This is a genomic window from Arenimonas terrae, assembly GCF_006265115.1.
Taxonomy (GTDB): Bacteria; Pseudomonadota; Gammaproteobacteria; order Xanthomonadales; family Xanthomonadaceae; genus Arenimonas; species Arenimonas terrae.
Genome location: NZ_SMDR01000001.1, coordinates 719,163 through 741,467 on the forward strand (window position 1 = coordinate 719,163; position 22,305 = coordinate 741,467).

General features: G+C 69.6%; 20 protein-coding genes. 16 read left to right on the forward strand and 4 right to left on the reverse strand.

Annotated elements, in window-relative coordinates:
- The first annotated feature begins 15 nt into the window (after positions 1–15).
- The 10 genes from E1B00_RS03460 (at position 16) to efpL (ending at position 12,075) form a co-directional block, all read left to right on the forward strand.
- Positions 16–1,710, forward strand: a complete 1,695-nt coding sequence (locus E1B00_RS03460) for a molecular chaperone HscC (RefSeq protein ID WP_139445740.1) — start codon at positions 16–18, stop codon at positions 1,708–1,710.
- A complete protein-coding gene (locus E1B00_RS15705; protein WP_220396228.1) occupies positions 1,710–3,212 on the forward strand; it encodes a J domain-containing protein in 1,503 nt (500 codons plus the stop codon). Before E1B00_RS03460 ends, E1B00_RS15705 begins: the two co-directional genes overlap by 1 nt.
- A gap of 72 nt (positions 3,213–3,284) precedes the next feature.
- Entirely contained in the window at positions 3,285–4,088 is an 804-nt protein-coding gene (locus E1B00_RS03470; protein WP_139445741.1) for an enoyl-CoA hydratase-related protein, read from the forward strand.
- Entirely contained in the window at positions 4,088–6,088 is a 2,001-nt protein-coding gene (locus E1B00_RS03475) for an acetyl/propionyl/methylcrotonyl-CoA carboxylase subunit alpha (RefSeq protein WP_139445743.1), read from the forward strand. The genes E1B00_RS03470 and E1B00_RS03475 overlap by 1 nt, the downstream gene beginning before the upstream one ends.
- Positions 6,085–6,654 carry a hypothetical protein gene (locus E1B00_RS03480; RefSeq protein WP_139445745.1) on the forward strand — a complete coding sequence of 190 codons (570 nt, stop codon included), beginning with the start codon at positions 6,085–6,087 and terminating at the stop codon, positions 6,652–6,654. Before E1B00_RS03475 ends, E1B00_RS03480 begins: the two co-directional genes overlap by 4 nt.
- Positions 6,651–7,544, forward strand: coding sequence for a hydroxymethylglutaryl-CoA lyase (locus tag E1B00_RS03485; protein WP_139445747.1), 894 nt, complete (start codon positions 6,651–6,653; stop codon positions 7,542–7,544). Before E1B00_RS03480 ends, E1B00_RS03485 begins: the two co-directional genes overlap by 4 nt.
- Before the next feature lie 59 nt (positions 7,545–7,603).
- Positions 7,604–10,195, forward strand: coding sequence for a sensor domain-containing protein (locus E1B00_RS03490; RefSeq protein ID WP_139445750.1), 2,592 nt, complete (start codon positions 7,604–7,606; stop codon positions 10,193–10,195).
- Positions 10,192–10,680, forward strand: a complete 489-nt coding sequence (locus tag E1B00_RS03495) for a GNAT family N-acetyltransferase (RefSeq protein WP_139445753.1) — start codon at positions 10,192–10,194, stop codon at positions 10,678–10,680. The genes E1B00_RS03490 and E1B00_RS03495 overlap by 4 nt, the downstream gene beginning before the upstream one ends.
- A gap of 42 nt (positions 10,681–10,722) precedes the next feature.
- Positions 10,723–11,493 (forward strand): SDR family oxidoreductase, encoded by a 771-nt coding sequence (locus tag E1B00_RS03500; protein WP_139445756.1) that lies wholly within the window; start codon positions 10,723–10,725, stop codon positions 11,491–11,493.
- An 18-nt stretch (positions 11,494–11,511) separates the two neighbouring features.
- Positions 11,512–12,075 carry an elongation factor P-like protein EfpL gene (gene efpL / locus E1B00_RS03505; RefSeq protein WP_139445758.1) on the forward strand — a complete coding sequence of 188 codons (564 nt, stop codon included), beginning with the start codon at positions 11,512–11,514 and terminating at the stop codon, positions 12,073–12,075.
- Between the two features lie 178 nt (positions 12,076–12,253).
- Here the strand turns inward: efpL and E1B00_RS03510 are convergent, their stop codons facing one another.
- On the reverse strand, positions 12,254–12,814 hold the full coding sequence (locus E1B00_RS03510; protein WP_139445761.1) for an NUDIX hydrolase: 561 nt from the start codon (positions 12,812–12,814) through the stop codon (positions 12,254–12,256).
- 184 nt (positions 12,815–12,998) lie between these two features.
- Between E1B00_RS03510 and E1B00_RS03515 the strand changes: the two genes are divergently transcribed.
- Positions 12,999–14,567 carry an amino acid permease gene (locus E1B00_RS03515; protein ID WP_139445763.1) on the forward strand — a complete coding sequence of 523 codons (1,569 nt, stop codon included), beginning with the start codon at positions 12,999–13,001 and terminating at the stop codon, positions 14,565–14,567.
- A 29-nt stretch (positions 14,568–14,596) separates the two neighbouring features.
- Positions 14,597–15,889 (forward strand): amino acid permease, encoded by a 1,293-nt coding sequence (locus tag E1B00_RS03520; RefSeq protein WP_139445766.1) that lies wholly within the window; start codon positions 14,597–14,599, stop codon positions 15,887–15,889.
- A 30-nt stretch (positions 15,890–15,919) separates the two neighbouring features.
- On the opposite strand, the gene E1B00_RS03525 is transcribed toward E1B00_RS03520, so the two are convergent.
- Positions 15,920–17,296 (reverse strand): DNA recombination protein RmuC, encoded by a 1,377-nt coding sequence (locus tag E1B00_RS03525; RefSeq protein WP_176693109.1) that lies wholly within the window; start codon positions 17,294–17,296, stop codon positions 15,920–15,922.
- A gap of 77 nt (positions 17,297–17,373) precedes the next feature.
- On the reverse strand, positions 17,374–17,691 hold the full coding sequence (locus E1B00_RS03530; RefSeq protein WP_139445771.1) for a high-potential iron-sulfur protein: 318 nt from the start codon (positions 17,689–17,691) through the stop codon (positions 17,374–17,376).
- A gap of 120 nt (positions 17,692–17,811) precedes the next feature.
- On the opposite strand from E1B00_RS03530, the gene E1B00_RS03535 reads away from it, so the two are divergent.
- The 4 genes from E1B00_RS03535 to E1B00_RS03550 are packed head-to-tail and all read left to right on the forward strand — an operon-like array spanning position 17,812 to position 20,676.
- Positions 17,812–18,447, forward strand: a complete 636-nt coding sequence (locus E1B00_RS03535; RefSeq protein ID WP_139445774.1) for a methylthioribulose 1-phosphate dehydratase — start codon at positions 17,812–17,814, stop codon at positions 18,445–18,447.
- Positions 18,444–19,001, forward strand: a complete 558-nt coding sequence (locus E1B00_RS03540; protein WP_139445777.1) for a 1,2-dihydroxy-3-keto-5-methylthiopentene dioxygenase — start codon at positions 18,444–18,446, stop codon at positions 18,999–19,001. Before E1B00_RS03535 ends, E1B00_RS03540 begins: the two co-directional genes overlap by 4 nt.
- Positions 18,998–19,705: an acireductone synthase gene (mtnC, locus tag E1B00_RS03545; protein ID WP_139447671.1), complete on the forward strand. Its 708-nt coding sequence runs from the start codon at positions 18,998–19,000 to the stop codon at positions 19,703–19,705. Before E1B00_RS03540 ends, mtnC begins: the two co-directional genes overlap by 4 nt.
- A 32-nt stretch (positions 19,706–19,737) precedes the next feature.
- Positions 19,738–20,676, forward strand: a complete 939-nt coding sequence (locus E1B00_RS03550; RefSeq protein ID WP_139445779.1) for a C13 family peptidase — start codon at positions 19,738–19,740, stop codon at positions 20,674–20,676.
- Here the strand turns inward: E1B00_RS03550 and E1B00_RS03555 are convergent.
- A complete protein-coding gene (locus tag E1B00_RS03555) occupies positions 20,633–22,282 on the reverse strand; it encodes a calcineurin-like phosphoesterase C-terminal domain-containing protein (protein WP_425456432.1) in 1,650 nt (549 codons plus the stop codon). The two genes, E1B00_RS03550 and E1B00_RS03555, sit on opposite strands and share 44 nt — an antisense overlap.
- Between the last annotated feature and the right edge of the window lie 23 nt (positions 22,283–22,305).

Here is a 22,305-nt window from a genome sequence, read left to right on the forward strand (position 1 = left end):
ACCGAATCCCATCGAATGATCGTCGGCATCGACCTTGGCACCACCCACTCCCTCATCGGCCATTACGGACCGGACGGCCCGGTCCTGATCCCCAACGCACTGGGCAGTTTTCTCACGCCGTCGGTGGTGAGCCTGGACAGCGACGAACGCCTGCTGGTGGGCCAGGCGGCCCGCGACCGCCTGAGCACGCAGCCCCGCAGCGTCGCCGCGACGTTCAAGCGCTACATGGGCACGGACCGCAGCGTGAACCTCGGCGGCCGGAAGTTCAGGCCCGAGGAACTGTCGGCCATGGTGCTGCGTTCGCTGGTCGCCGACGCCGAAGCGCACCTGGGCTCGACGCCGACCGAGGCGGTGATAAGCGTGCCGGCCTACTTCAGCGATTCGCAGCGCAAGGCGACCCGAGTCGCGGGCGAACTGGCGGGCCTGAAAGTCGAGCGCCTGATCAACGAACCGACTGCCGCGGCGCTGGCCTACGGCCTGCAGGAACGCAAGGACGAGTCCACCTTCCTGGTCTTCGACCTGGGCGGCGGCACCTTCGACGTCTCGATCCTCGAGGCGTTCGACGGCGTGATGCAGGTGCATGCCACCGCCGGCGACAACTACCTGGGCGGCGAAGACTTTGTCGAGGCGCTCACCCGCGACTGCTGCCAGTCGCTCGGCCTTCGCCATGCCGACCTCGATCCGCGCGAGCAGATGCAGTTGGCCAGCCGCATCGAAAGGGCCAAGCAGCAGCTGAGCCAGCAGAGCGAAGCAGTGGTGGCGTTCACCGCCGGCGGCCGCGACCTGCAGTGGACCATCGACGAAGCCCGCTTCGCGCAACTGGTCGAACCGCTGATGCAGCGTCTGCGCCAGCCGATCGAACGCGCCCTGCGCGACGCCCGCCTGGACCCCTCCCAGCTGGATGAAGTCGTCCTGGTCGGTGGCGCCTCGCGCATGCCGCTGGTCTCGCGGCTGGTGGCGCGCATGCTCGGCAAGCTTCCGCTGCGGCACATCAACCCGGACCAGGCCATCGGCCTCGGCGCAGCGGTGGCCTCAGGCATGAAGGCGCGCAACGTGGCGCTTGAAGAAATCGTGCTCACCGATGTCTGCCCCTACACCCTGGGCCTGGCGACCTCGCGCAGCGACGAACAGGGGCGGCGCAGTTTCGGCCATTTTTCGCCGCTTATCGAACGCAACAGCACCGTGCCGATCAGCCGCGTCGAACGATTCTTCCCCGGCGAGGACTGGCAGACCGAGCTAAAGCTTGAGATCTATCAAGGCGAAAACCCGCGCGTGGCCAACAACGTCCGCCTCGGCGAACTGAACCTGCCGCTGCAGCGCAAGAAGGCGGCCGAAAACCCGGTCGACGTGCGCTTCACCTACGACATCAACGGCGTGCTGCAGGTGGAAGTGGAAGTCCTGGCCGCCGGCACCCGGCACGAGCTGATCCTGGAAAAGAGCCCCGGCTCGATGGACAAGGACGAGATCCGCCGCCGGCTGGAGCAACTGGCGGCCATCAAGGTGCACCCGCGCGACCAGCAGCCCAACATCGCGGCCATCGCCCGCTGCGAGCGCCTGTACGAGGAGCACATCGGCGCCGCCCGCCAGGCCCTGCAGGAATGGCTGACCCGCTTCCTGGCCGTGGTGGAAAGCCAGGACCCGACCCTGATCGAACGCCACCGCCAGGAGTTCTCCGAAGCGATGGACCAGCTTGAATCGCAGGTGCGCTGATGCCGTTCCAGTACCTTGGCCTGCGCGAGGACGCCGATGAGCGCGAAGTCCGCCGCAGCTACGCACGCCTGCTCAAGACGACCCGCCCGGACGATGATGCGGCCGGTTTCCAGCGGCTGAACGAGGCCTACCAGGCTTGCCTGCAGCACATCCGCTACCGCCAGTGGGAAGCCCGGCAACAACCGGATGAGGCCGCCGAAGCGGCCAACGGGGAAATGGCGGCCCCGGCCGTGAACGAGCGGCAGGCGGCGGACGTCGCGCCGGCGCACGCCACGGACCCGGCGCCGCCGGAACCTGCAGCGGAAACGGACGCCGATGACGGCGACTCTTCCGCACCCCGCTATTTCGATCTGAACGCCTTCCTGGCCGCCTTGTTCGAACAGGTGGACAAAGGCTCACCCGGCGCGCTCTCGACATGGCTCTACGCCCAGCCCGACCTGTACTCGATCGGCCTGAAGTCGGCCATCACGGTGGAAGTGCTGCGGGTCGTCAGCGAACGGCAGCCGCCGGTACCGGTGGCGTTGCTGGAAGCCATCACCGGCTTCTTCGGCATCGACAGCCTGGGACCGCGCGACTGGTGGCTGATCGACCGCGTCAATGCCTCGCGGGCACGCGCGGCGACGCTGGAGCGGTTCCGGACCGGCAACCTGCCCCGCGTCTCCAGGGAACCGGTGCCGTACTTCGATCGCCTGATCGACCGTGACCTGGCGCGCCCGAAGTGGCATTGGACGACGCCGCTGCTCTGCCTCCTGCCGACGATACCGACCCGCGGCCGCAACCGGATCAACGAACTCAACCAGCTGACCGAGGGCTTCGCCGAACAGGCGATCGATCCGAAACGTACGGCCCTGTACCGGGAACTCGCCGACAGGACCCTGCTGAGCGGGCGACGCCTGCTGCTTTCGTTGACACGTTCAGTGCTGTTCGGAACGCCGCTCTTTCTATGGATGACCCACGCCAACGGCGAATTTTCGCCCGAGCTGCTGATTGCCTTCGGGTCCCTGGCGATGTTCTTCCTGGTCTGGCAGGCGGCCACGGCCGGCCTGCACCGGGTCCGTGTCTACCTGGAAGCGCGCGGTCATGGCCACCGAATCCGCGAAGGCGGAATCGGCCTGCTGCTCCTGCTGGGGCTGGGTATCGGGGCCGCTCGCCAGGACGCGCCCGGACTGCTGCCGTATTCCCTGGTGTTGATCGCCGCCTGGCACACCTTCACCCTGCCCCGGATGACCGTGGGTTTCGCCATCTGCGCCCTGTTCGCATTCGCCGACCTGATGGTCAGCCTTCCGGGAGCCGGTCTGGCGTGGCCGCTGCCCCCGGCCCTGGCCGGCCTGGCGCTTTCCTCGGCATCGGTCCTGGCGCTGGACCGCCTGCGCTCGAAGCTCACCGGCGTGCCGGTAACCACGATGCTGCATGATGTCCTCTGGATGAAATGTTTCCTGTTCGGCAGTTTCATCGCCCTGGTGGTGCTGGGCGTCGTCGCCGGCATGGCCCTGTCGCCGTGATGCCGTCCCCCGGTTCCCTGCCCGATCCGATCCGTTCCGCGTCAATGCGCCTGCCTGCGCGAGGTTGATCCGATGACACAAACCGACTATCTGCGTTTGGACCGCGGATCGACCGAAGGCACCGTGCGACTGGCCCTCAGCCGTCCGAAGACGCACAACGCCTTCGATGACGTGCTGATCGCCGAACTAACCGCGGCGCTCGAACAGCTCGACGCCGATCCGTCGGTGCGCGCCGTCGTGCTCACCGGCGAAGGCAGCACCTTCTCCGCCGGCGCCGACCTGGGCTGGATGCGGCGCATGGCCCAGGCCAGCGAAGCCGAGAACCGCGAGGACTCACTAAAGCTGGCCAAGCTGATGCGCACCCTGAACTTCCTGTCCAAGCCGACCATCGCGCGCGTGAACGGCTCGGCCTACGGTGGCGGCGTCGGCCTAGTCGCCTGCTGCGACTACGCCATCGGCGCCGAGGGCGCGAAGTTCTCGCTGTCGGAAGTGAAGCTGGGCCTGGTGCCCGCCGTGATCTCGCCCTACGTCACCGCCGCGATCGGCCCACGCCATGCGCGCCGGCTGTTCACCGGCGCCGAGGTGATCGAGGCGCCCGAGGCGCTGGCGATCGGCCTGCTGCACACCGTCGCGCCGGTGGCCGAACTCGACGCCGTGGTGGACCGGGCCCTGCACTTCTGGGCCAAGGGCGGCCCGGTTGCCCAGCGCGAAGCCAAGCAGCTCGCGCTGCGCATGGCCGGCCTCACCCGCGAGTCGGCCGAACGCGTGGACACGGAGAACGCCGCCCTGATCGCCCGCCTGCGCGTTTCCCCCGAAGGCCAGGAAGGCCTGACCGCCTTCCTCGACAAGCGCCCGCCGAACTGGATTCCGTCCTGATGTTCACCAAGATCCTGATCGCCAACCGCGGCGAGATCGCCTGCCGGGTCATCCGCACCTGCCGCCGCCTGGGCATCCGCACGGTCGCCGTGTATTCCGAAGCCGACGCCAACGCGCAGCACGCCCGCCTGGCCGACGAAGCCTGGCCGATCGGCGGGCCGCGGCCGCAGGACAGCTACCTGCGCGGCGACGCCATCATCGCGGTGGCGAAGCAGTCCGGCGCCCAGGCCATCCACCCCGGCTACGGCTTCCTCAGCGAAAACGCCGACTTCGCCGACGCGGTCGAGGCCGCGGGCCTGGTCTTCATCGGGCCAAAGGCGGCCTCGATGCGCAAGATGGGCAGCAAGGCCGGCGCCAAGGAGCTGATGCACGCGCGCGGCGTGCCGGTGGTGCCCGGCTACACCGGCGATAACCAGGACCCGGCCCACCTGCAGGCCGAGGCCGACCGCGTCGGTTACCCGCTGATGATCAAGGCCGCGCACGGCGGCGGCGGCAAGGGCATGCGCATCGTGCGCGCGGCCGGCGAGTTCGCCGCGGCGCTCGAGAGCTGCCAGCGCGAGGCCGCGGGCGCCTTCGGCCGCGACCGCGTGCTGATCGAACGCTACATCGGCGAACCGCGCCATATCGAGATCCAGGTCTTCGCCGACCGCCACGGCCAGACCATCCACCTCAACGAGCGCGAATGTTCGGCCCAGCGCCGCTACCAGAAGGTGGTCGAGGAATCGCCCTCGCCCTTCCTGACGCCGGAACTGCGCCAGCGCATGGGCGAGGCCGCGGTGGAAGCGGCGCGGGCGATCGACTACGTCAATGCCGGCACCGTCGAGTTCATCGTGGGCCAGGGCGGCGATTTCTACTTCATGGAGATCAACACCCGGCTCCAGGTCGAACATCCGGTCACCGAGCTGGTCACGGGCCTGGATCTGGTCGAATGGCAGCTGCGCGTAGCCGCCGGCGAACACCTGCCGAAACACCAGCAGGACATCACCTCCACCGGCCACGCCATCGAAGTGCGTCTGTATGCCGAAGACCCGTCGCAGAACTTCCTGCCCGGCTCCGGCAGGCTCGAAACGCTGCGCCTGCCGGAACCTTCGGCCCATGTGCGGATCGACGCCGGCGTGGTCGAGGGCGACACCGTCACCATCCACTACGACCCGATGATCGCCAAGCTGATCGTCTGGGACATCGACCGCCCCGCTGCCCTGGCCCGCCTTCGCGAGGCCCTGGCCGACTGCGAGATCGTCGGCCCGAAATCGAACATCGCCTTCCTGGAAAAGCTGGTGCGCCACCCGCGCATCGTCGACGGCAGCATCCACACCGCCTACCTCGACCGCCATCTGGACGAAGTGCTGCCGAAGGAAGAGGGCCTGCCGAGCGCGCACGTCGCGCTGGCCGCCACCGCCGCCCTGCTGCACGACGAAGCCGCCACCCGCGCCGCCGCCGCGGCCAGCGGCGACCCGCATTCGCCCTGGGCGATCGCCGACGGCTGGCGCCTTGGCCATGCCGGAGAGCGCCTGCTGTGCTTCCTGCACGAAGGCCAGCGGATCGAGCACCATGCCCGCGGCGCGGCCGGCGACTACCGCCTGCTCGGCCCCGAGGGCGAGACCCAGGTGCGCGGCGCGCGTTATGTCGGCGGCCGCCTGGTCGCCGAGGTGGACGGCCGCCAGCACCGCATGCGCGCCCGCGCCGACGCCCGCAGCGCCTCGGTGCACGACGGCGAGCGCCGGATCCGCTTCGAGCGCGTGCCGGCCTTCCGCTTCGAGGACGCGGCCAGCACCGGCCGCGGCGACCGCTTGACCGCGCCGATGCCCGGGCGGATCGTGCTGGTGCGCGCCCAACCCGGCCAGGACGTGGCCGAGGGCGAGGAACTGCTGGTGATGGAAGCCATGAAGATGGAGTTGAGCCTGCGCGCCCCGCGCGCCGGCAAGGTCGCGGCCATCCAGGCCGCGACCGGCGACTTCGTCGACGCCGATGCGGTGCTGCTGCGACTGGAGGCCCTGTGAACAAGCTGACCATCCTGATGTGCTGCCTGCTGCTGTCCGCCTGCGAGGCCACCACCTTCGAGAAGGCGCCGATCGCCGCCCTGCCCTGCGACCCGGCCCTGGCCGGCCACTGGGCCTCGGAGGGCGAAGGCGACGACAAGGACGGCGAGATCGTCCTGCAGATCGACGCGGCCTGCCAGCTGTCGGTGCTAGAACAGAAGGCCGACGGCCCGCGCACCGGCGAAGCCACCGCCCTGCACCTGGGCCGGCACGGCCGGCACCACTACGCCTGGGTGGACGCCGGCTGGATGATGCGGCGCTTCGACGAAGACCATCAGTTCCCGGCCGGCGACGTCTACCTGGTGCGCTACCGGCGCCAGGGCGACCGGCTCGCGCTGTGGTCCACCGACGACAAGGCGGTCGCGCACGCCATCATCGACGACCGCCTGGACGGCGAGGTGCTGGCGTCCGACAACGAACTCTTCAACCGCCTCACCGGCACGCAGGAGCCGGCGGTGCTCGAGCACCGCGGCCTGTTCGATGCCGACGCGGCTGAATTCCGGCGTTTGGACCTGCCGCAGAAATGACCCAGCCCGCCCAGGTCCGCATCGTCGAGGTCGGCCCCCGTGACGGCCTGCAGAACGAAAAGACCCTCATCCCGACCGCGGCCAAGATCGAGCTGATCGACCGGCTGACCGCCACCGGCCTGCAGACCGTCGAGGCCACCAGCTTCGTCAGCCCCAAGTGGGTGCCGCAGCTGGCCGACGCTGCCGACGTCTTCGCCGGCATCCACCGCCGCCCCGGCGTCGCCTACCCGGTGCTGGTGCCGAACCTGCAGGGCTACGAGCGCGCCCGCGCCGTCGGCGCCGAGGAAGTGGCTGTGTTCACCGCCGCCTCGGAGGCCTTCAACCGCAACAACACCAATGCCTCGATCGACGAGAGCATCGAGCGCTTCCGGCCAGTACTCGAGGCCGCGAAGGCCGACGGCGTGCGCGTGCGGGGGTATGTCTCGACCGTGCTCGGCTGCCCCTTCCAGGGCGAGGTGCCGCTGTCGGACGTGGTGCGCGTAGCCAGGAACCTGCATGCCCTGGGCTGCTACGAGATATCGCTCGGCGACACCATCGGCATCGGCACGCCGGGCAAGGCGCGGGCGATGCTCAGGGCCGTGGCCGCCGAGGTGCCGATGCCGGCCCTGGCCATCCATTTCCACGACACCCGCGGCCAGGCCCTGGCCAACATCCTGTCGTGCCTGGAGGAAGGCGTGGCCGTGGTGGACGCGGCGGTCTCGGGCACCGGCGGCTGCCCCTACGCCCCCGGCGCCAGCGGCAATGTCGCCAGCGAGGACGTGGTCTACATGCTCGAAGGCCTGGGCATCCGCACCGGCGTGGACCTGCCGAAGCTGGTGGAGACCGGCCGCTGGCTGGCCGCCCTGCTCGGCCGCGGCTCGGGCAGCAAGGTCAATCTGGCCAGCGTCTGACACGGTCTGCCCGCGCGGCCGCGGTGTATGCTCGGGACGCCCCCGCCCCCGCGTGACCCATGGACCAGGACAGCCCGCGCACCGACACCGCCGAGGCCGACGCCAGCGCCGCCCGGCGCGGACGCGACGAAGCCCTGATCGCGCGCCTGGAACAGCTGATCAACGGACCCGCGGCCGCCGCCGACCCGGTCCTGCTGTCGGAACTGCTGGCCTGCCTGCGCGGTCTGCAGCGCGAAGCCGACAGCCTGCGCCTGCGTTACACCGCCCTGTTCGACGCCGTGCCCGACCCGGTCAGCATCATCGACCCCGAAGGCCGAGTGCTCGACCTCAACCGCGCCGGCGAGAAGGCCTACCGGCGCCCGCGCGGCGAGATCGTCGGCAACCTCGTGCACGTGCTCAACCCGGACCTGCCGCGCGACCACATGGGCCCGGTGCTCGACGCCCTGGGCCGCGACGAGACCTACGTGGTCGAGGTCAACAACATGCGCGGCGACGGCACGCGCTTCCCGGTCGAGGTGCATTCGGCGACCTTCCAGGACGGCCCGCACCGGCATGTGATCGCCGTGGCGCGCGACCTGACCCGGCGCCGCGAGGCCGAGCTCAACTACCACGCCCTGCTGGTGGCGATCGACAAGGGCGTGCTGTTCCAGGCCGAGGACGGCCGCATCCTGTCGGGCAACGCCGCCGCCTTCCGCATCCTCGGGCTCGAGGAAGGCCAGGACATCGTCGATGCCCTGCGCTGGGAAGACTGGCTGGTGATCGACCACCGTGGTTACCCGCTGGGCTTCCGCGAGATGCCGCCGATGCGGGCGCTGTCGTCGGGCAAGATCGTCGAAAGCACCCTGCTCGGCCTCTACCACCACCGCCGCAAGCAACTGACATGGGTGTCGGCGACCTCGGTGCCGCAGTTCCGGCCCGGTGCCGACCGGCCGCACCAGGTGATCTCGCTGTTTTCCGACGTCACCGAACTCAAGCGCGACAGCGCGCTGTTCCTGCGCGCGCAGGCGCTGGCGCGCATCGGCGGCTGGGAATGGGACGGCGGCCGCAACCGCCTGTACCTGACCGACGAGGCGCTGCGCATCATCGGCCGCCGCGACGATCCGCCGCGCACCCTGGCCAGCGTGCTGACCCACATCGCCGCGGCCGACCGGCCGCAGGTCGAGGACGCGATCGAGAGCGTGATCCGCGACGGCGGCGGCTTCGACCTCGAGGTGCAGGTGGTGCGCCCCGACGGGCAGAGCCATTGGGCCCGCCTGATCGGCCAGGCCGAGGGCCGCGCGCCGATGAATGCGCGGCTCACCGGCACCCTGCAGGACATCACCCAGCGCCGGCAGATCGAGGAGGCCCTGCGCAGCCAGGCGCGCACCGACCCGCTGACCGGCCTGTTCAACCGCGACGGCATCCTGACCGAGCTCGAGCGACGGCTCGGCGAAAAGCCCGGCACCACGGTCGTCTACATCGACCTGGACCGCTTCAAGCTGGTCAACGACCTGCTCGGCCATGCCGCCGGCGACCACCTGCTGGTGAACGCCGCGCGCCGGCTCGAGCGCTGCGTCGGCGAGGCCGGCGTGCTGGCGCGTTTCGGCGGCGACGAATTCCTGGTGCTGGCCGACACCGAGCACGACGCCGGCGAGGCCGAGGCCCTGGCCGAGCGCATCACCCGCGCCTTCGGCGACAGCTTCCGGTATGCCGGCGAGGAATTCACGATCACCACCAGCGTCGGCCTGGCGCGGCACCCGGAGCACGGCAAGACCGTGCAGCAGCTGGTCAACAACGCCGACGCGGCCATGTACGACGCCAAGCGGCGCGGCCGCAATACCTGGCAGCTGTTCAATCCCGACCTGGCGCGGCAGCAGCACGACCGCGTGCAGATCGAGGCCCAGCTGCGCCGCGCGCTCGACAACCAGGAGTTCCGGCTCGTCTACCAGCCGCTGGTCGCGCTGTCGGACGGCAAGGTGCGCACCGCCGAGGCCCTGATCCGCTGGCGCAGCCCGGCCCTGGGCGAGATGCGGCCCGACCATTTCATCAGCCATGCCGAGACCACCGGCGACATCGTCCGCATCGGCGCCTGGGTCATCGAGGCGGCCTGCCGGCAGATGGCGGCCTGGCGCGCCGAAGGCTTCGCGCTCGAACGCGTGGCGGTGAACATCTCCTACCGCCAGTTCCTGACCGAGGACCTGCCCCAGATCATCGCCGACGCGCTGGCCGAACACGGGCTGCCCGGTTCGGCGCTGGAGCTGGAGTTCACCGAGCGCGTGCTGATCGAGGACGCGCCCGATACCCTGCACACCTTCGAAGCCCTGCGCGCCCTGGGCGTGGTGCTGACCATCGACGACTTCGGCGAAGGCTACAGCGCGCTCAACTACCTGCGCCGGCTGCCGATCCACGGCCTGAAGCTGGCCCAGAGTTTCCTGCAGGGCGTGCCCGGCAATGCCTCGGACGTGGCGATCTGCCAGGCCGTGGCCGGCATCGCCCGCAGCCTGGGCCTGGACGTGGTCGCCGAGGGCGTGGAAAGCCCGGCCCAGCGCGACTTCCTGCTGGGCCTGGGCATCCGCACCGGCCAGGGATTCCTGTTCAGCCCGGCCCTGGAGCCGGACAATTTCGCCGCCTTCCTGCGCCAGACCGGCCTGCACTCGCCCCCAGCGCCATGACCGACCCCTTCCGCATTCGCCCCATCACCCCCGCCGACGATGTTGCGGTGGCCGGCATCATCCGCACGGTGATGCCCGAATTCGGCGCCAACGGTCCGGGCTTCGCCATCCACGACCCCGAGGTTTCGGCCATGTGCGCCGCCTACGACCGCCCGGGCGCGGCCTATTTCGTCATCGAGGACGCCGGCACCGTGCGCGGCGGCGGCGGCGTGGCCCCGCTGGACGGCGGCCCGGAGGGGGTCTGCGAACTGCGCAAGATGTATTTCCTGCCCGAGCTGCGCGGCCGCGGCGCCGGCGCCGCCCTGATGGCCCGGTGCCTGGACGCCGCCCGCCGCCTGGGCCACCGCCAGGTCTACCTGGAAACCCTGCGCGGCATGGACGCAGCCCAGAAGCTCTACGAGCGCAGCGGCTTCCGGCGCCTGGACGGGCCGATGGGCGCGACCGGGCATTTCGGCTGCAACCGGTTCTACCTGCTCGACCTGTGACGATGCATTAGAATTGCCGCCTTTCCAGAAGCGGGAATCCTCATGCAGATCCAGGACCTCCGCGCCGTCGTCACCGGCGGCGTTTCCGGCCTCGGCCTGGCCGTGGCCCAGCGCATCGTCGCCGGCGGCGGCAAGGTGGCGCTGTTCGACCTCAACGACGACAAGGGCGCGGCCGCGGTCGCCGAACTCGGCGCCGGCAATGCCAAGTACCTGCGCGTGGACGTCAGCGACGAAGCCGCGGTGGTGGCCAACATCGCCGCCGCCCGCGACTTCCTCGGCGGCCTCAATGCCGCGATCAACTGCGCCGGCATCCTCGGCGCCGGCCGCGTGCTGGGCAAGGACGCGCCGATGCCGCTGAAGAACTTCAGCACCACGGTGATGGTGAACCTGGTCGGCAGCTTCAACGTCGCCAAGGCCGCCGCCGACGTGATGCAGCACAACGCCGCCGGCGAAGACGGCGAGCGCGGCGTGATCGTCAACACCGCCAGCGTCGCGGCCTATGAAGGCCAGATCGGCCAGGCCGCATATTCGGCGTCCAAGGGCGGCGTGGTCGCGATGACCCTGCCGATGGCGCGCGAGCTGGCGCGTTTCGGCATCCGCGTGAACACCGTCGCGCCGGGCATCTTCTGGACGCCGATGGTGGACGGCATGCCCGAGGCCGTGCAGCAGTCGCTGAGCGCCTCGATCCCCTTCCCCTCGCGCCTGGGCCGGCCGGAAGAATTCGCCGATCTGGTCGCCTACATCCTGGGCAACCGCTACCTCAACGGCGAGACCATCCGCCTGGACGGCGCCGTGCGCCTCGCCCCCAAATAATCTCCAACGAGACTTCCCATGAAAGCCGGCGAAATCAAGAAAGGCAACGTCATCGAACACAACGGCACCGTCTACCAGGTGCGCGACATCGAGCGCAGCTCGCCGCAGGGCCGCGGCGGCAACGTCAAGTTCCGCTTCACCCTGTACAGCGTGCCGGGCGGCGTGAAGTTCGACCTCAGCTGCGGCGCCGACGACGAGCTGCGCGAGGTCGAGCTCAGCCGCCGCGCCAGCACCTACAGCTACAAGGACGGCGAGGCCTTCGTGTTCATGGACGACGAGGACTTCACGCCCTACCAGCTCGACGCCGACGTGGTCGGCGACGCCGCGGGCTACATCACCGACGGCCTCACCGGCTGCTACGTGCAGCTGATCGAGGACGCGCCGGTGGCCGTGCAGCTGCCGCCGACCGTGGTCCTGGAAGTGGTCGAGACGCCGCCGGAGCTCAAGGGCGGCACCGCCACCAAGCGCCCGAAGCCGGCCAAGCTCAACACCGGCATCGAGATCATGGTGCCGGAGTACATCGTCAACGGCGAGAAGATCCACGTTTCGACCACGACCGGCGAGTTCAATGGTCGAGCCTGAGCCGCTTGCGACAGTCCAGTGGACTGTCGTGGCTCAGGCGAGGGTGAGCCATGGATGGCGAACGGCAGCGCACCAGGGATGGTTGCTTGCCGCTGGATTGAGGTAGCTCGGGCTCCTGAGCCATGGATGGCGAACGGCAGTGCGCCCGGGATGGCTGCTTGCCTCGACCCCAGTGTCGTCAGCCCGATCGCGATCCGGCTGACAGCCACTTCCCCGCCATCCGCCGCATCGATTCGTCCGCCGACGGATCCGCCGCGATCTCCGCCACCGGCTTCCAGGCCAGCGCCAGCGATTCCTCGCTGATCGCGAAGGCTTCGCTGCCGGTCGCGCGGACAACGAAGCGCACATCGTAGTGCCAGTGGTCCGGATCCGCGCCGCGCGCCGGGATCAGGTGCCGGTCGAGGTCGAAGATCCCGCCCTCCACGACCAGGTCGGTCAGCCCCGACTCCTCCTCGGCCTCGCGCAGCGCCACCCGCGCCAGGTCGGCGTCGCCGTCGGCGTGGCCACCCAACTGCAGCCAGCGCGCCAGCTTGCGGTGATGGGTCAGCAGCACGCGCTGCCCGTCCGCGCTGACCAGCCAGGCCGAACCGGTGAAATGGCCGGGCGGATGCCGGCGTTCGAACACGTCCGGCGAAGAGGCCAGGAAATGGCTGAACAGGCCAGCATCTGCGGCCTGTTCGGGGTGGTCGGCCAGGAACAGCGCCAGGGCGCGACGGAGGTCGAAAGGTTCGGCGGGCATGTCGGCGGGGCGTGCGAAGGCACCGTAGTTTACGGCCCCGAGCATGACTTCGGCCGGCTTGTGGCCCCCGGCGGGCTGGGCTAAGGTTAGCCGCCGCCCGTGACCGCCTGGTCGCGGCCAAGATTGGGTCCGGCGCCGCCGCAGGCACCGCGTCCCAGCACAATAAGATCGAGGGGAGAGTTTGATGGCAAGCGCGTCCAACCGGGGCTTCGTCGCCCGCCTTCTGCTTCGCAAGACCGTCGAACAGGTCCAGCGCGAAACGGAAACCAGCCAGCTGAAGCGGACCCTGGGTCCCTGGAACCTCGTGTTCCTGGGCATCGGCTGCATCATCGGCGCGGGCATCTTCGTGCGTACCGGCAATGCCGCCGCGCTGCACGCCGGTCCGGCCGTGCTGTTCTCCTTCCTCATCGCCGGCACGGTCTGCGCCCTGGCGGGCCTGTGCTACGCAGAACTTTCTTCCACGCTGCCGGTGTCGGGCTCCGCCTACACCTACAGCTACACCACCATCGGCGAGTTCGCCGCCTGGACCATGGGCGCCCTGCTCCTGCTCGAATACGGCCTGGCGGCCTCGGTGGTCGCGGTCGGCTGGTCCGGGTACGTCGTCAGCCTGCTGGGCGACTATGGCCTGGTGATTCCGCCCGAACTCACCGGCCCCTATGGCCATGAACTGGTCCGCAACGGCGCCGCCGTGATCGGCGCCGACGGCAACCCGGTCACCACCCTGTTCAATCTGCCGGCCTTCCTGGTGTGCATGGCGCTGGCGGCCCTGCTGGTGATCGGCGTGTCGGAAAGCGCCAAGGTCAACAACGTGATCGTTGCGATCAAGATGTCGGTGATCATCGCCTTCATCCTGATCGTCGGCTGGTACGTCATCCAGAACTTCGACGCGCTCAAGCAGAACTGGGACCCGTTCATTCCGGAGGCCACCGGCAAGGAAGGCGAGTTCGGCTGGGGCGGCATCCTGCGCGCCGCGTCCATCGTGTTCTTCGCGTACATCGGCTTCGAGGCGGTCTCGACCGCCGGCCAGGAAGCCAAGAACCCCAAGAAGGACATGCCGATCGGCATCATCGGCTCGCTGGTGGTCTGCACCATCCTCTACATCCTGGTCTCGATCGTGATGACCCTGGTGGTGAACTACAAGGTGCTCAACGTGCCGGATCCGGTCGCGGTCGCGGTCGACGCGCTGGGCAGTGACTGGGCATGGTTCGCCAAGATCATCAAGGCCGGCGCGATCATCGGCCTGACGTCCGTGGTGCTGGTGCTCATGTACGGCCAGACCCGCATCTTCTACACCATGGCCCGAGACGGCCTGCTGCCGAAGGTGTTTGCTTCGGTGCATCCGCGCTTCCGCACCCCGTGGGTGAACACGATCCTGGTCGGCCTGCTGACGGCGTCCGCCGCGGCATTCTTCGACATCAATACGTTGGGCGACATGACTTCGGTCGGCACCCTGGCGGCGTTCGGCATCGTTTGCCTCGCGGTGATCTGGCTGCGCACCACGCATCCGCAGATTCCGCGCGGCTTCCGCGTCCCGCTTTATCCGGTGCTGCCGGTCCTGGGCATCGTCGCCTGCTTCGCCCTGATCTTTACGGTCGAAAGCCGGGTGCTGGTGTTCTTCGGCTGGTACCTCATCGGTGCGATCGCACTATATTTCGCCTACGGCATGCGCAATTCGCGCCTGAACAAGGGCCAGGGCCAGCTCGATGGCCCTGATATGCCTGAGTACAAGGAAGACGCACCGGACGGTCGCTGAGCCCGGCGCTGCGGACACCGCCTGATCCCGTGACTACGGCGGCTCCGAAGAAGATCGGCGTGTTGTTGGCCACCTTCGTGGTGGCCAACAACATGATCGGCTCCGGGTTTTTCCTGCTGCCCGCCTCCCTGGCCAGCCAGGGCGGCGTCACCGCCATCAGCTGGCTGATCGGCACGGTGATCGCGATGATCCTGGGCGGCGCCTTCGCCCGCCTGGCCCGCGACTACCCGCATCTCAACTGCCCCGACGACTACGTGCGCCCGGCCCTGGGCCGCGACATGGGTTTCCTCGCCACCTCGCTGTACTGGGTGGCCGCCTGGATGGGCAACAACGCCATCGCCGTTGCCGCCTTCGGCTACCTCGTCACCCTGATGCCGATTGACGGCAACGACACGACCGTGCGCCTGGTCGGCCAGCTGGCCCTGATCTGGGCGATGTTCGCAATCAACCTGATGGGCGCGCGCCCGGTCGCCAAGTTCCAGTCGGTCTGCGTCGTGTTCGGCCTGCTGCCGGTGGCGGCGGTGCTGATCGGCGGCTGGGGCCATTTCGACGCCGGCCTGTATTCCGAGGCCTGGAATGTCACGGAGAACAGCGACGCCACCGTCGTGTTCGCGAACCTGGCGCCGGTGTTCTGGGCCTTTGTCGGGCTCGAGACCGGCGCAATGGTCGCCGGCATCGTCGACGACCCGGACCGCAACGTACCGCGCGCCACACTGGCCGGCGTGGTGATCGCCGGCGTCGTGTACCTGGTGTCGTCGGTGCTGGTGATGGGCATCGTGCCGCACCAGGAACTGGCAGCCTCCGGTGCGCCCTTCGCCCTGGTCGCCGCAGTGATCTTCGGGCCCTGGGCAGCGATCGCGATCGCCGCGGCCGCCGCACTGAAAGCGACCGGCACCCTGGGCGGCTGGATGCTGGTCACCGGCGAAGCCGGCGCGCGCGCGTCGGAACGCGGCTACCTGCCGCGGATGTTCGGCAAGACCCTGCCCAACGGCGCCGCGGTCTGGGGCCTGCTGTTCGTCGCGCTGGCGATGACGGTGATCGCCTTCGCCACGCTGGCTCCAACGGTCGCCGGCCAGTTCGGCACCATCATCGGCATGGTCACACTGCTGATCGTGCTGGCCTACCTGGCCGCGGGCCTGGCCCTGATGGTGGGCACGCCGGCACGACCCTCGGGCACCGCCGACCGCGCGCTCGGCGCGGTATCGCTGCTGGCCTGCGGCGTGCTGATCTTCACCTCGCCCTGGTCGATGATCGCCGGCGCGGCGGTCGTCGCGGTGGTGGCCTGGGTGCTGTTCCGGGTGTTCGGCCGCAAGACGGCCTGACCGGCTGTACGGTTCGCAAGGACGGCGCGGTCACTCCGCGCCGTCGTCGTTTCCGGCGTCCGTGAGGTCCTGCAGTGCCGCCGGCAGCTTCTTGGTCGGCGACACCCCAAGCTTGCGCAGCATCTCGGCCTGGCGCACCAGGTTGCCGTGGCCGGTCGAGAGTTTGGACACGGCGTCCTGCTGCGCCTTCTGGGCGCGGTCGAGCGCCTCGCCCACCTTGCCCATGTCCTCGGCGAAGAGCACGAACTTGTCGTAGAGCTTCGAGGCGCGGTCCGAGATCGCCTTGGCGTTGGCGTTCTGGTGTTCGGTGCGCCAGATCTGCGCCACCAGCTTGAGCGAGGCCAGCAGGTTGCTCGGCCCAACCAGGATGATCTTGCGCTCGAAGGCGTAGGCGTAGAGCTGCGGGTCGCGGCGCAGCGCCTCGAGGAAGGCGGCCTCGACCGGCACGAACATCAGCACCAGCTCCGGGCTGCTCAGGCCCTCGAGGCGGCTGTAGTCCTTCTCGCCCAGCTGTTTGACATGGTTGCGCAGCGCCACCACATGCCGGCCGAACGCCGCCTCGCGTTCGGCTTCGTCGGTCGCCTCGCAGGCGCGCTGGTAGTCGAGCAGCACCATCTTGGCGTCGATGATGATGGACTTGTCTTCCGGCAGGCGCAGCACCGCGTCGGGCCGGTAGCGGTCGCCGTCGCCGTCCCTGAAGCTTTCCTGCGTGAAATAGTCGCGGCCCTTCTCCAGCGCCGCGGTTTCCAGCAGGCGCTCGAGCTTGAGTTCGCCCCAGTAGCCCTGGCTGCGGTTGTCGCTGCTGAGCGCGCGGCTCAGGCTCTGCGCTTCCTGGCCCAGGGTCTGGTTCAGGCGCACCAGGTCGTCGATGCGGGTCTGCAGCGCGACGCGGGAGTTGTTCTCCTTCTCGTAGGCGTCGCTGACGGTCTTGCGGAAGCCGTCGATCTGGTCCTTGAGCGGAGTGAGCAGCTGGCCGATCTGGGTGGCGTTCTGTTCGCCGAAGCGCTTGGACTTGTCTTCGAGGATCTCGGTCGCCAGCGCCTGGAAATCCCGCTTGAGCTGCTCGCGCGCCGACTCGAGGTCCTGGTAGCGCTTTTCGGCGGCGTCCTTCTGTTCCTCGAGCCGGGCCGCGAGGCTGGCGGCGCGCGCTTCCGCGTCCGCGCGTGATTGACCGGCGGCGCGCAGCTCGGCCTCGACCGAGGCCAGGCGGGACTTGAGGTCGTCGCGCTGGTCGGCCAGTGCCTGGAGGTCGCGCGCCAGGCCAGCCAGCTCGGGCTCGCGTTCGGCGCGGCCCGCGCTGCGGGCGTCCTGCAGGCGGCGGCGCGCGATCCACAGCGCGGCTGCGCCGGCGATGATCAGGCCGGCGAGCAGGCCCAGCAGCAGGAAGGTGGATTGTGCAGCGGTCAAGGCGATCCCCGGCATCAGCGATGCGGGGATTCTAGCCGCCCGACGGTCTCACCGGCCGAGACGGCCGGCGTCGCGGTTCAGGCCTTCTTGGCCCAGGCGCTGCACCAGGCCGCGGCCGGCACGCTGAAGCCCGGGAACAGGGTGCAGGCCCCGGTGGCCGCGGTGAAGAACTGGCAGTTGGCGCAGCTGCTGCCCGGCTTGTAGCTGGCGTGCTTGCTGGTCTTGGCGTCGGCGACGTAGGCCAGGGCCACGGCGGTGGCATTGTCGGCCGGCAGCGGCTTGAGCGCCTGGGCGGCGGCGGTACCGACCAGGGCCGGCGCGACGAACGGCAGGGCCGCGGCAACGACGGCGGCGCGGACGAGGAACTGACGGCGGGACGGATTCTGTGCGTTCATGCGGGCTCTCTGGCTACGGGGAAATCCCGATGGCTGGGCGCAGTGTAGACCTCGCGGGTGAACGATGCGTTGACGCAGGTCAATCGGCCCCTGCCGCCGGCTTGGGCTAGAATCCGCGGCATGGAAAACCTGCCCTACGACCCGGCCCGGCTGGCCCAGCGCGCCGCCGAGATCGTCGCCAACACCCGGGAGCTGTCCGCCCTGGGCTGGACCCCGGCCACCAGCAGCAACTTCTCGATGCGGCTGGACGACCGCCATGCCGCCATCACGGTCTCGGGCCGCGACAAGGGCCGGCTGACCGAGGCCGACATCATGGTCGTGGATTTCGCCGGCCAGCCGGTCGCGACGAGCCACCGCCCGTCCGCCGAAACCCTGCTGCACACCCAGCTCTATGCCCGCTTCCCGGAAATCGGCTGCGTGCTGCACACCCATTCCCGCACCCAGACCGTGTGCTCGCGCCTGTTCGCGGCGCAGGGGCACATGCGCCTGGAGGGCTACGAGCTGCTGAAGGCCTTCGCCGGCAACCAGACCCACGAGATGGCCATCGACGTGCCGGTGCTGCCCAACACCCAGGACATGCCGGCGCTGGCCGCCCAGGTCGAGGACCTGCTCGATGCCGGCCCGCTCTGGGGCTATCTGATCGATGGCCACGGCCTCTACGCCTGGGGCCGCGACATGGCCGAGGCGCGCCGCCACCTGGAAGCCTTCGAATTCCTGTTCGCCTGTGAGCTCGACCTGAGGAGACTGCACGCATGAGCCGCCTTCGGATCTTCAAGGACGCCGACCCGTCCACTCCGCTGTCCTCCACCGAGGACCTGGCGACGATCGCCGAGCGCCTGAAACCCATCGGCGTGCGCTTCGAGCAGTGGCAGGCCGCGCAGCCGGTGCAGCCGGGCGCCACGCCCGACGAGGTGATGGCCGCCTATCGCGCGGACATCGACCGCCTGGTCGCCGAGAACGGCTTCAAGACCGTAGACGTGGTGTCGATCGCGCCCGACAACCCGAACAAGGACGCGATGCGCGCCAAGTTCCTGGACGAGCACTTCCACAAGGAAGACGAAGTGCGCTTCTTCGTCGCCGGCTCGGGCCTGTTCACCCTGCACGTGGGCGACACCGTGTACGAGATCCGCTGCGAGCAGGGCGACCTGATCGGCGTGCCGGACTCGACCACGCACTGGTTCGACATGGGCCCGGAGCCGAGCTTCGTCGCCATCCGCTTCTTCACCGAGCCCGACGGCTGGGTCGGCCATTTCACCGGCACCGACATCGCGCAGAAGTTCCCGCGTTACGAAAAAGGCCAGGCGGGCTGAGGGTGAAGACGATCCTGACCGACATCGAGGGCACCACCAGCAGCATCTCCTTCGTCAAGGACGTGCTGTTCCCGTATGCGCGGCGCGCCCTGCCCGGCTTCGTCGCCGCGCATGGCAACGACCCCGGGGTGCGCCGCTGGCTCGATGCCGTCGCGGCCGAGAACGGCGGGCTGTGCCAGGACGCGATGATCGTCGAGACCCTGCAGGGCTGGATCGACCAGGACCGCAAGCACACGGCGCTCAAGGCGCTGCAGGGCATGGTGTGGAAGGACGGGTATGTGCGCGGGGACTATGCGGCGCATATGTATCCGGATGCGGCCGAGGCGCTGAGGGCATGGCACGCGCAGGGGCGTGGCATCAACGTGTATTCGTCGGGCTCGGTAGCGGCGCAGAAGCTGTTCTTTGGCTACAGCGCGGCGGGTGACCTCACACCGCTGGTGTCTCGTTGGTTCGACACCGAGATGGGCGGCAAGCGCGAGGCGGAAAGCTACCGCCGCATCGTCGCGGCGCTGGGCGTGCCGGCCGGCGAGGTGCTGTTCCTGTCCGACGTGGTCGAGGAACTCGACGCCGCCCGCGAAGCCGGCCTGGACACCGTGCTGGTCGACCGCCGCGAGGACTATCCGGCGCCGCGACACGGCGAAGCGACCCACGGCCACCGCCGGGTCGAGAGTTTCGCCGACGTCGATCCGGGGCGCAGCGCCTGATCACACCCCACCCGCGCTGGCCGTCGCGGCGAATGGCCGGGTTCGCGCTGGGCCTGTGCCTGGCGGCCGGCTGCGGCGCCAAGGACATCGACAAGGCGGCGCCACAGCCGCAGAAGAACGACGCGTCCACGACCCGGCAGGCGCTCCTGGCCCGCGATATCGCCGCGCTGGCGCCGCAGCGGCCCGGCCACCGCGACCTCTACGTGCTGGCCGTCGCCGGCGACGGCACCGAGCAGGTGTTCCGCAACGAAGTGCTGCACCTGGAGAACCTCGCCACGCGCCGCCTCGACGCACCCGGCCGCGTGCTGGTGCTCGCCAACCATCCGCAGGATTCGCTGCAGCGGCCGCTGCCGCTGGCCGATCCGGGCAGCCTGCGTACCGCACTGGCAGGCTTGGGCGATGCGATGGATCCGGACGAGGACGTGCTGCTGCTCTACCTCACCAGCCACGGCACCGAGGACCACCGCTTCCTTCTGCGCCAGCCCAAACGCGGCGACCGGCTGCTGACGCCGCGCCAGCTGCGCGAGGCGCTTGATGCGTCCGGCATCCGCCACCGCGTGGTGGTGATCTCGGCCTGTTATTCCGGCGGCTTCATGCGCGAGCTCGACGACCCCGACACCCTGCTGCTGATGGCGGCGCGGCGCGACCGGCCGTCCTTCGGCTGCGGCAACGATTCGGTGGCGACCTACTTCGGCCGCGCCTGGCTGGTGGACGGACTCAACGCCACCGTCGATTTCGCGCTCGCCTTCGAACAAGCGCGGGCCGCGATCGAAAAACGCGAAAAGGCCGAAGGCTTGCTGCCCTCACGGCCGCAGATCCAGCGCGGCGAGCGCATCGACGCCACCCTCGCCGCCTGGCGCGCCGGCTTCACGCCCGGCCCGCCCTTGCCCTATCCGCACGCCGAACCCGAAGCGGCCGGCGAAAAGCTCATTCCGCCGCGTCTGCCAGCCGGTAAGTCCGGCTCGCGCTGAGCTCGCCGCGCCAGCGGTCGAAGGCGCGCACCTGGATGCGGTGTTCGCCGCTGGCCAGGTCGGTCGGCAGCGTGCCGCGCCAGAGATGGCTAGACACCGCCGCTTCCGGCGAGCGGTCGAAACCGCGCAGGCGGTCGGCGGTGTCGTCGAGCGCGTTTTCCAGCAGCAGGCGCGGGTCGGCGCGGTCGACCCGGCGCATCGGCTGCCAGTCGCCCTCGTCCACCCGGAACTCCACGCGCGTCTGCGCATCGCCCATGAAGACGTTGGCGTAGACGCCGAAAGCCGGATACGCGCCGCGCCGCAGCAGTTTCGGCGCATGCAGGGCCATGCCCTCGACATCGAAGCGCGCCTCCGGCGAGCGCCACCGCAGCCAGTAGCGGCCGTCGCGCAGCACCGACAGCTCGGCCCAGCCCTTGGGGGTGCCGTCGGCCATGGTCGCGTCCGGAATGCCCTCGGCATCGGCGACACCGCTCCAGAAGGACCCGCAAGCGGCGCCGAGGTTGTACTCGTGCAGCGGCTGCTCGCCCCGCCAGCCATCGTCGGCATCGTGCCAATGGTGGCGCTGCACGTGGCCGTGCGCGCTGAGCAGCAGCAACTTCGGGAAATCCTTCAGCAGGGCGAACAGGCGCTCGCGGTCGGCGCGGCGGAAGGTCTCGCGCTCGGGCGAGGGGTCGAAGAACGGGATGTGCGCGGCGAGCACCAGCAGCCGGTCGCGCGGCAGCGTCGCCAGGTAGGCTTCCAGGAAGGCGAACTGCTCTTCGCGCAGCCCGCCGACGAAGTCCGGCGACAGCCCCGGCCGGTACACCACGTTGTCGAGCAGCACGAAGTTCGCCTCGTGCTCCTCCCAGGCCAGCGTGTCGGGTCCGTAGACGGCACGGAAGCTGCGCAGCGAGTCTTCGTCGCGGCTGGCGTCGAAGTCCAGGTCGTGATTGCCGGCCAGGTGCAGCCAGGGCACGCCCAGGCGGGTGGTGGCGCGGTTCATCGCCGGGTACAGCGACAGGTCGTCGTGCACCACGTCACCCAGGGTCAGGCCCAGGTGGCCGGCAGCGCCGTCGCCGTACACCGGCGGGACCTGGCGGGCAGCGGAATGGGAGAAATGCGTCCTGCGCACGGCCTCGACGATGCCGCGGTCGTAGTGCTCGACCTGGCGGGCGGTCTGCGGCTGCGGGTCGCCGAACAGCAGCACGTCGAGCTTGCCGGGTTCGCGCAGGTTCTCGTGCAGAGCGAAGTTGCGGCAGTGCGGGAACTCGTGCGCGAAACCGCCGTACTTCAGCGCCGGGCCGGGGTCGCGCTGCACGTGGCGCCAGAAGTCCGGCAGGCCGTCCTCGCGCTTCGGAAGCCGGTAGCCCGCCGGCTTGATCACGAACACGGTGCGCCCGTCGATCACCGGCAGCGTATAGGCGCCGTATTCGTCCGTACGTACGATGCGCTCGCCGTCGGAGACCGCGACGCCGGCCAGCGGCAGGTCGCCGGCGCCGAATTTTCCGTCCCGGTCGCGGTCGTCGTAGACGTAGCCGCTGTTGCAGGGCGGCAGCAGGGCCGCGGCCGGCGCCGACAGGAAGGCCAGGCTGAGCAGCGAACAGCGGAGCACAGGTCGCATGGGCATCTCCGGAACCAACCCGGATTATG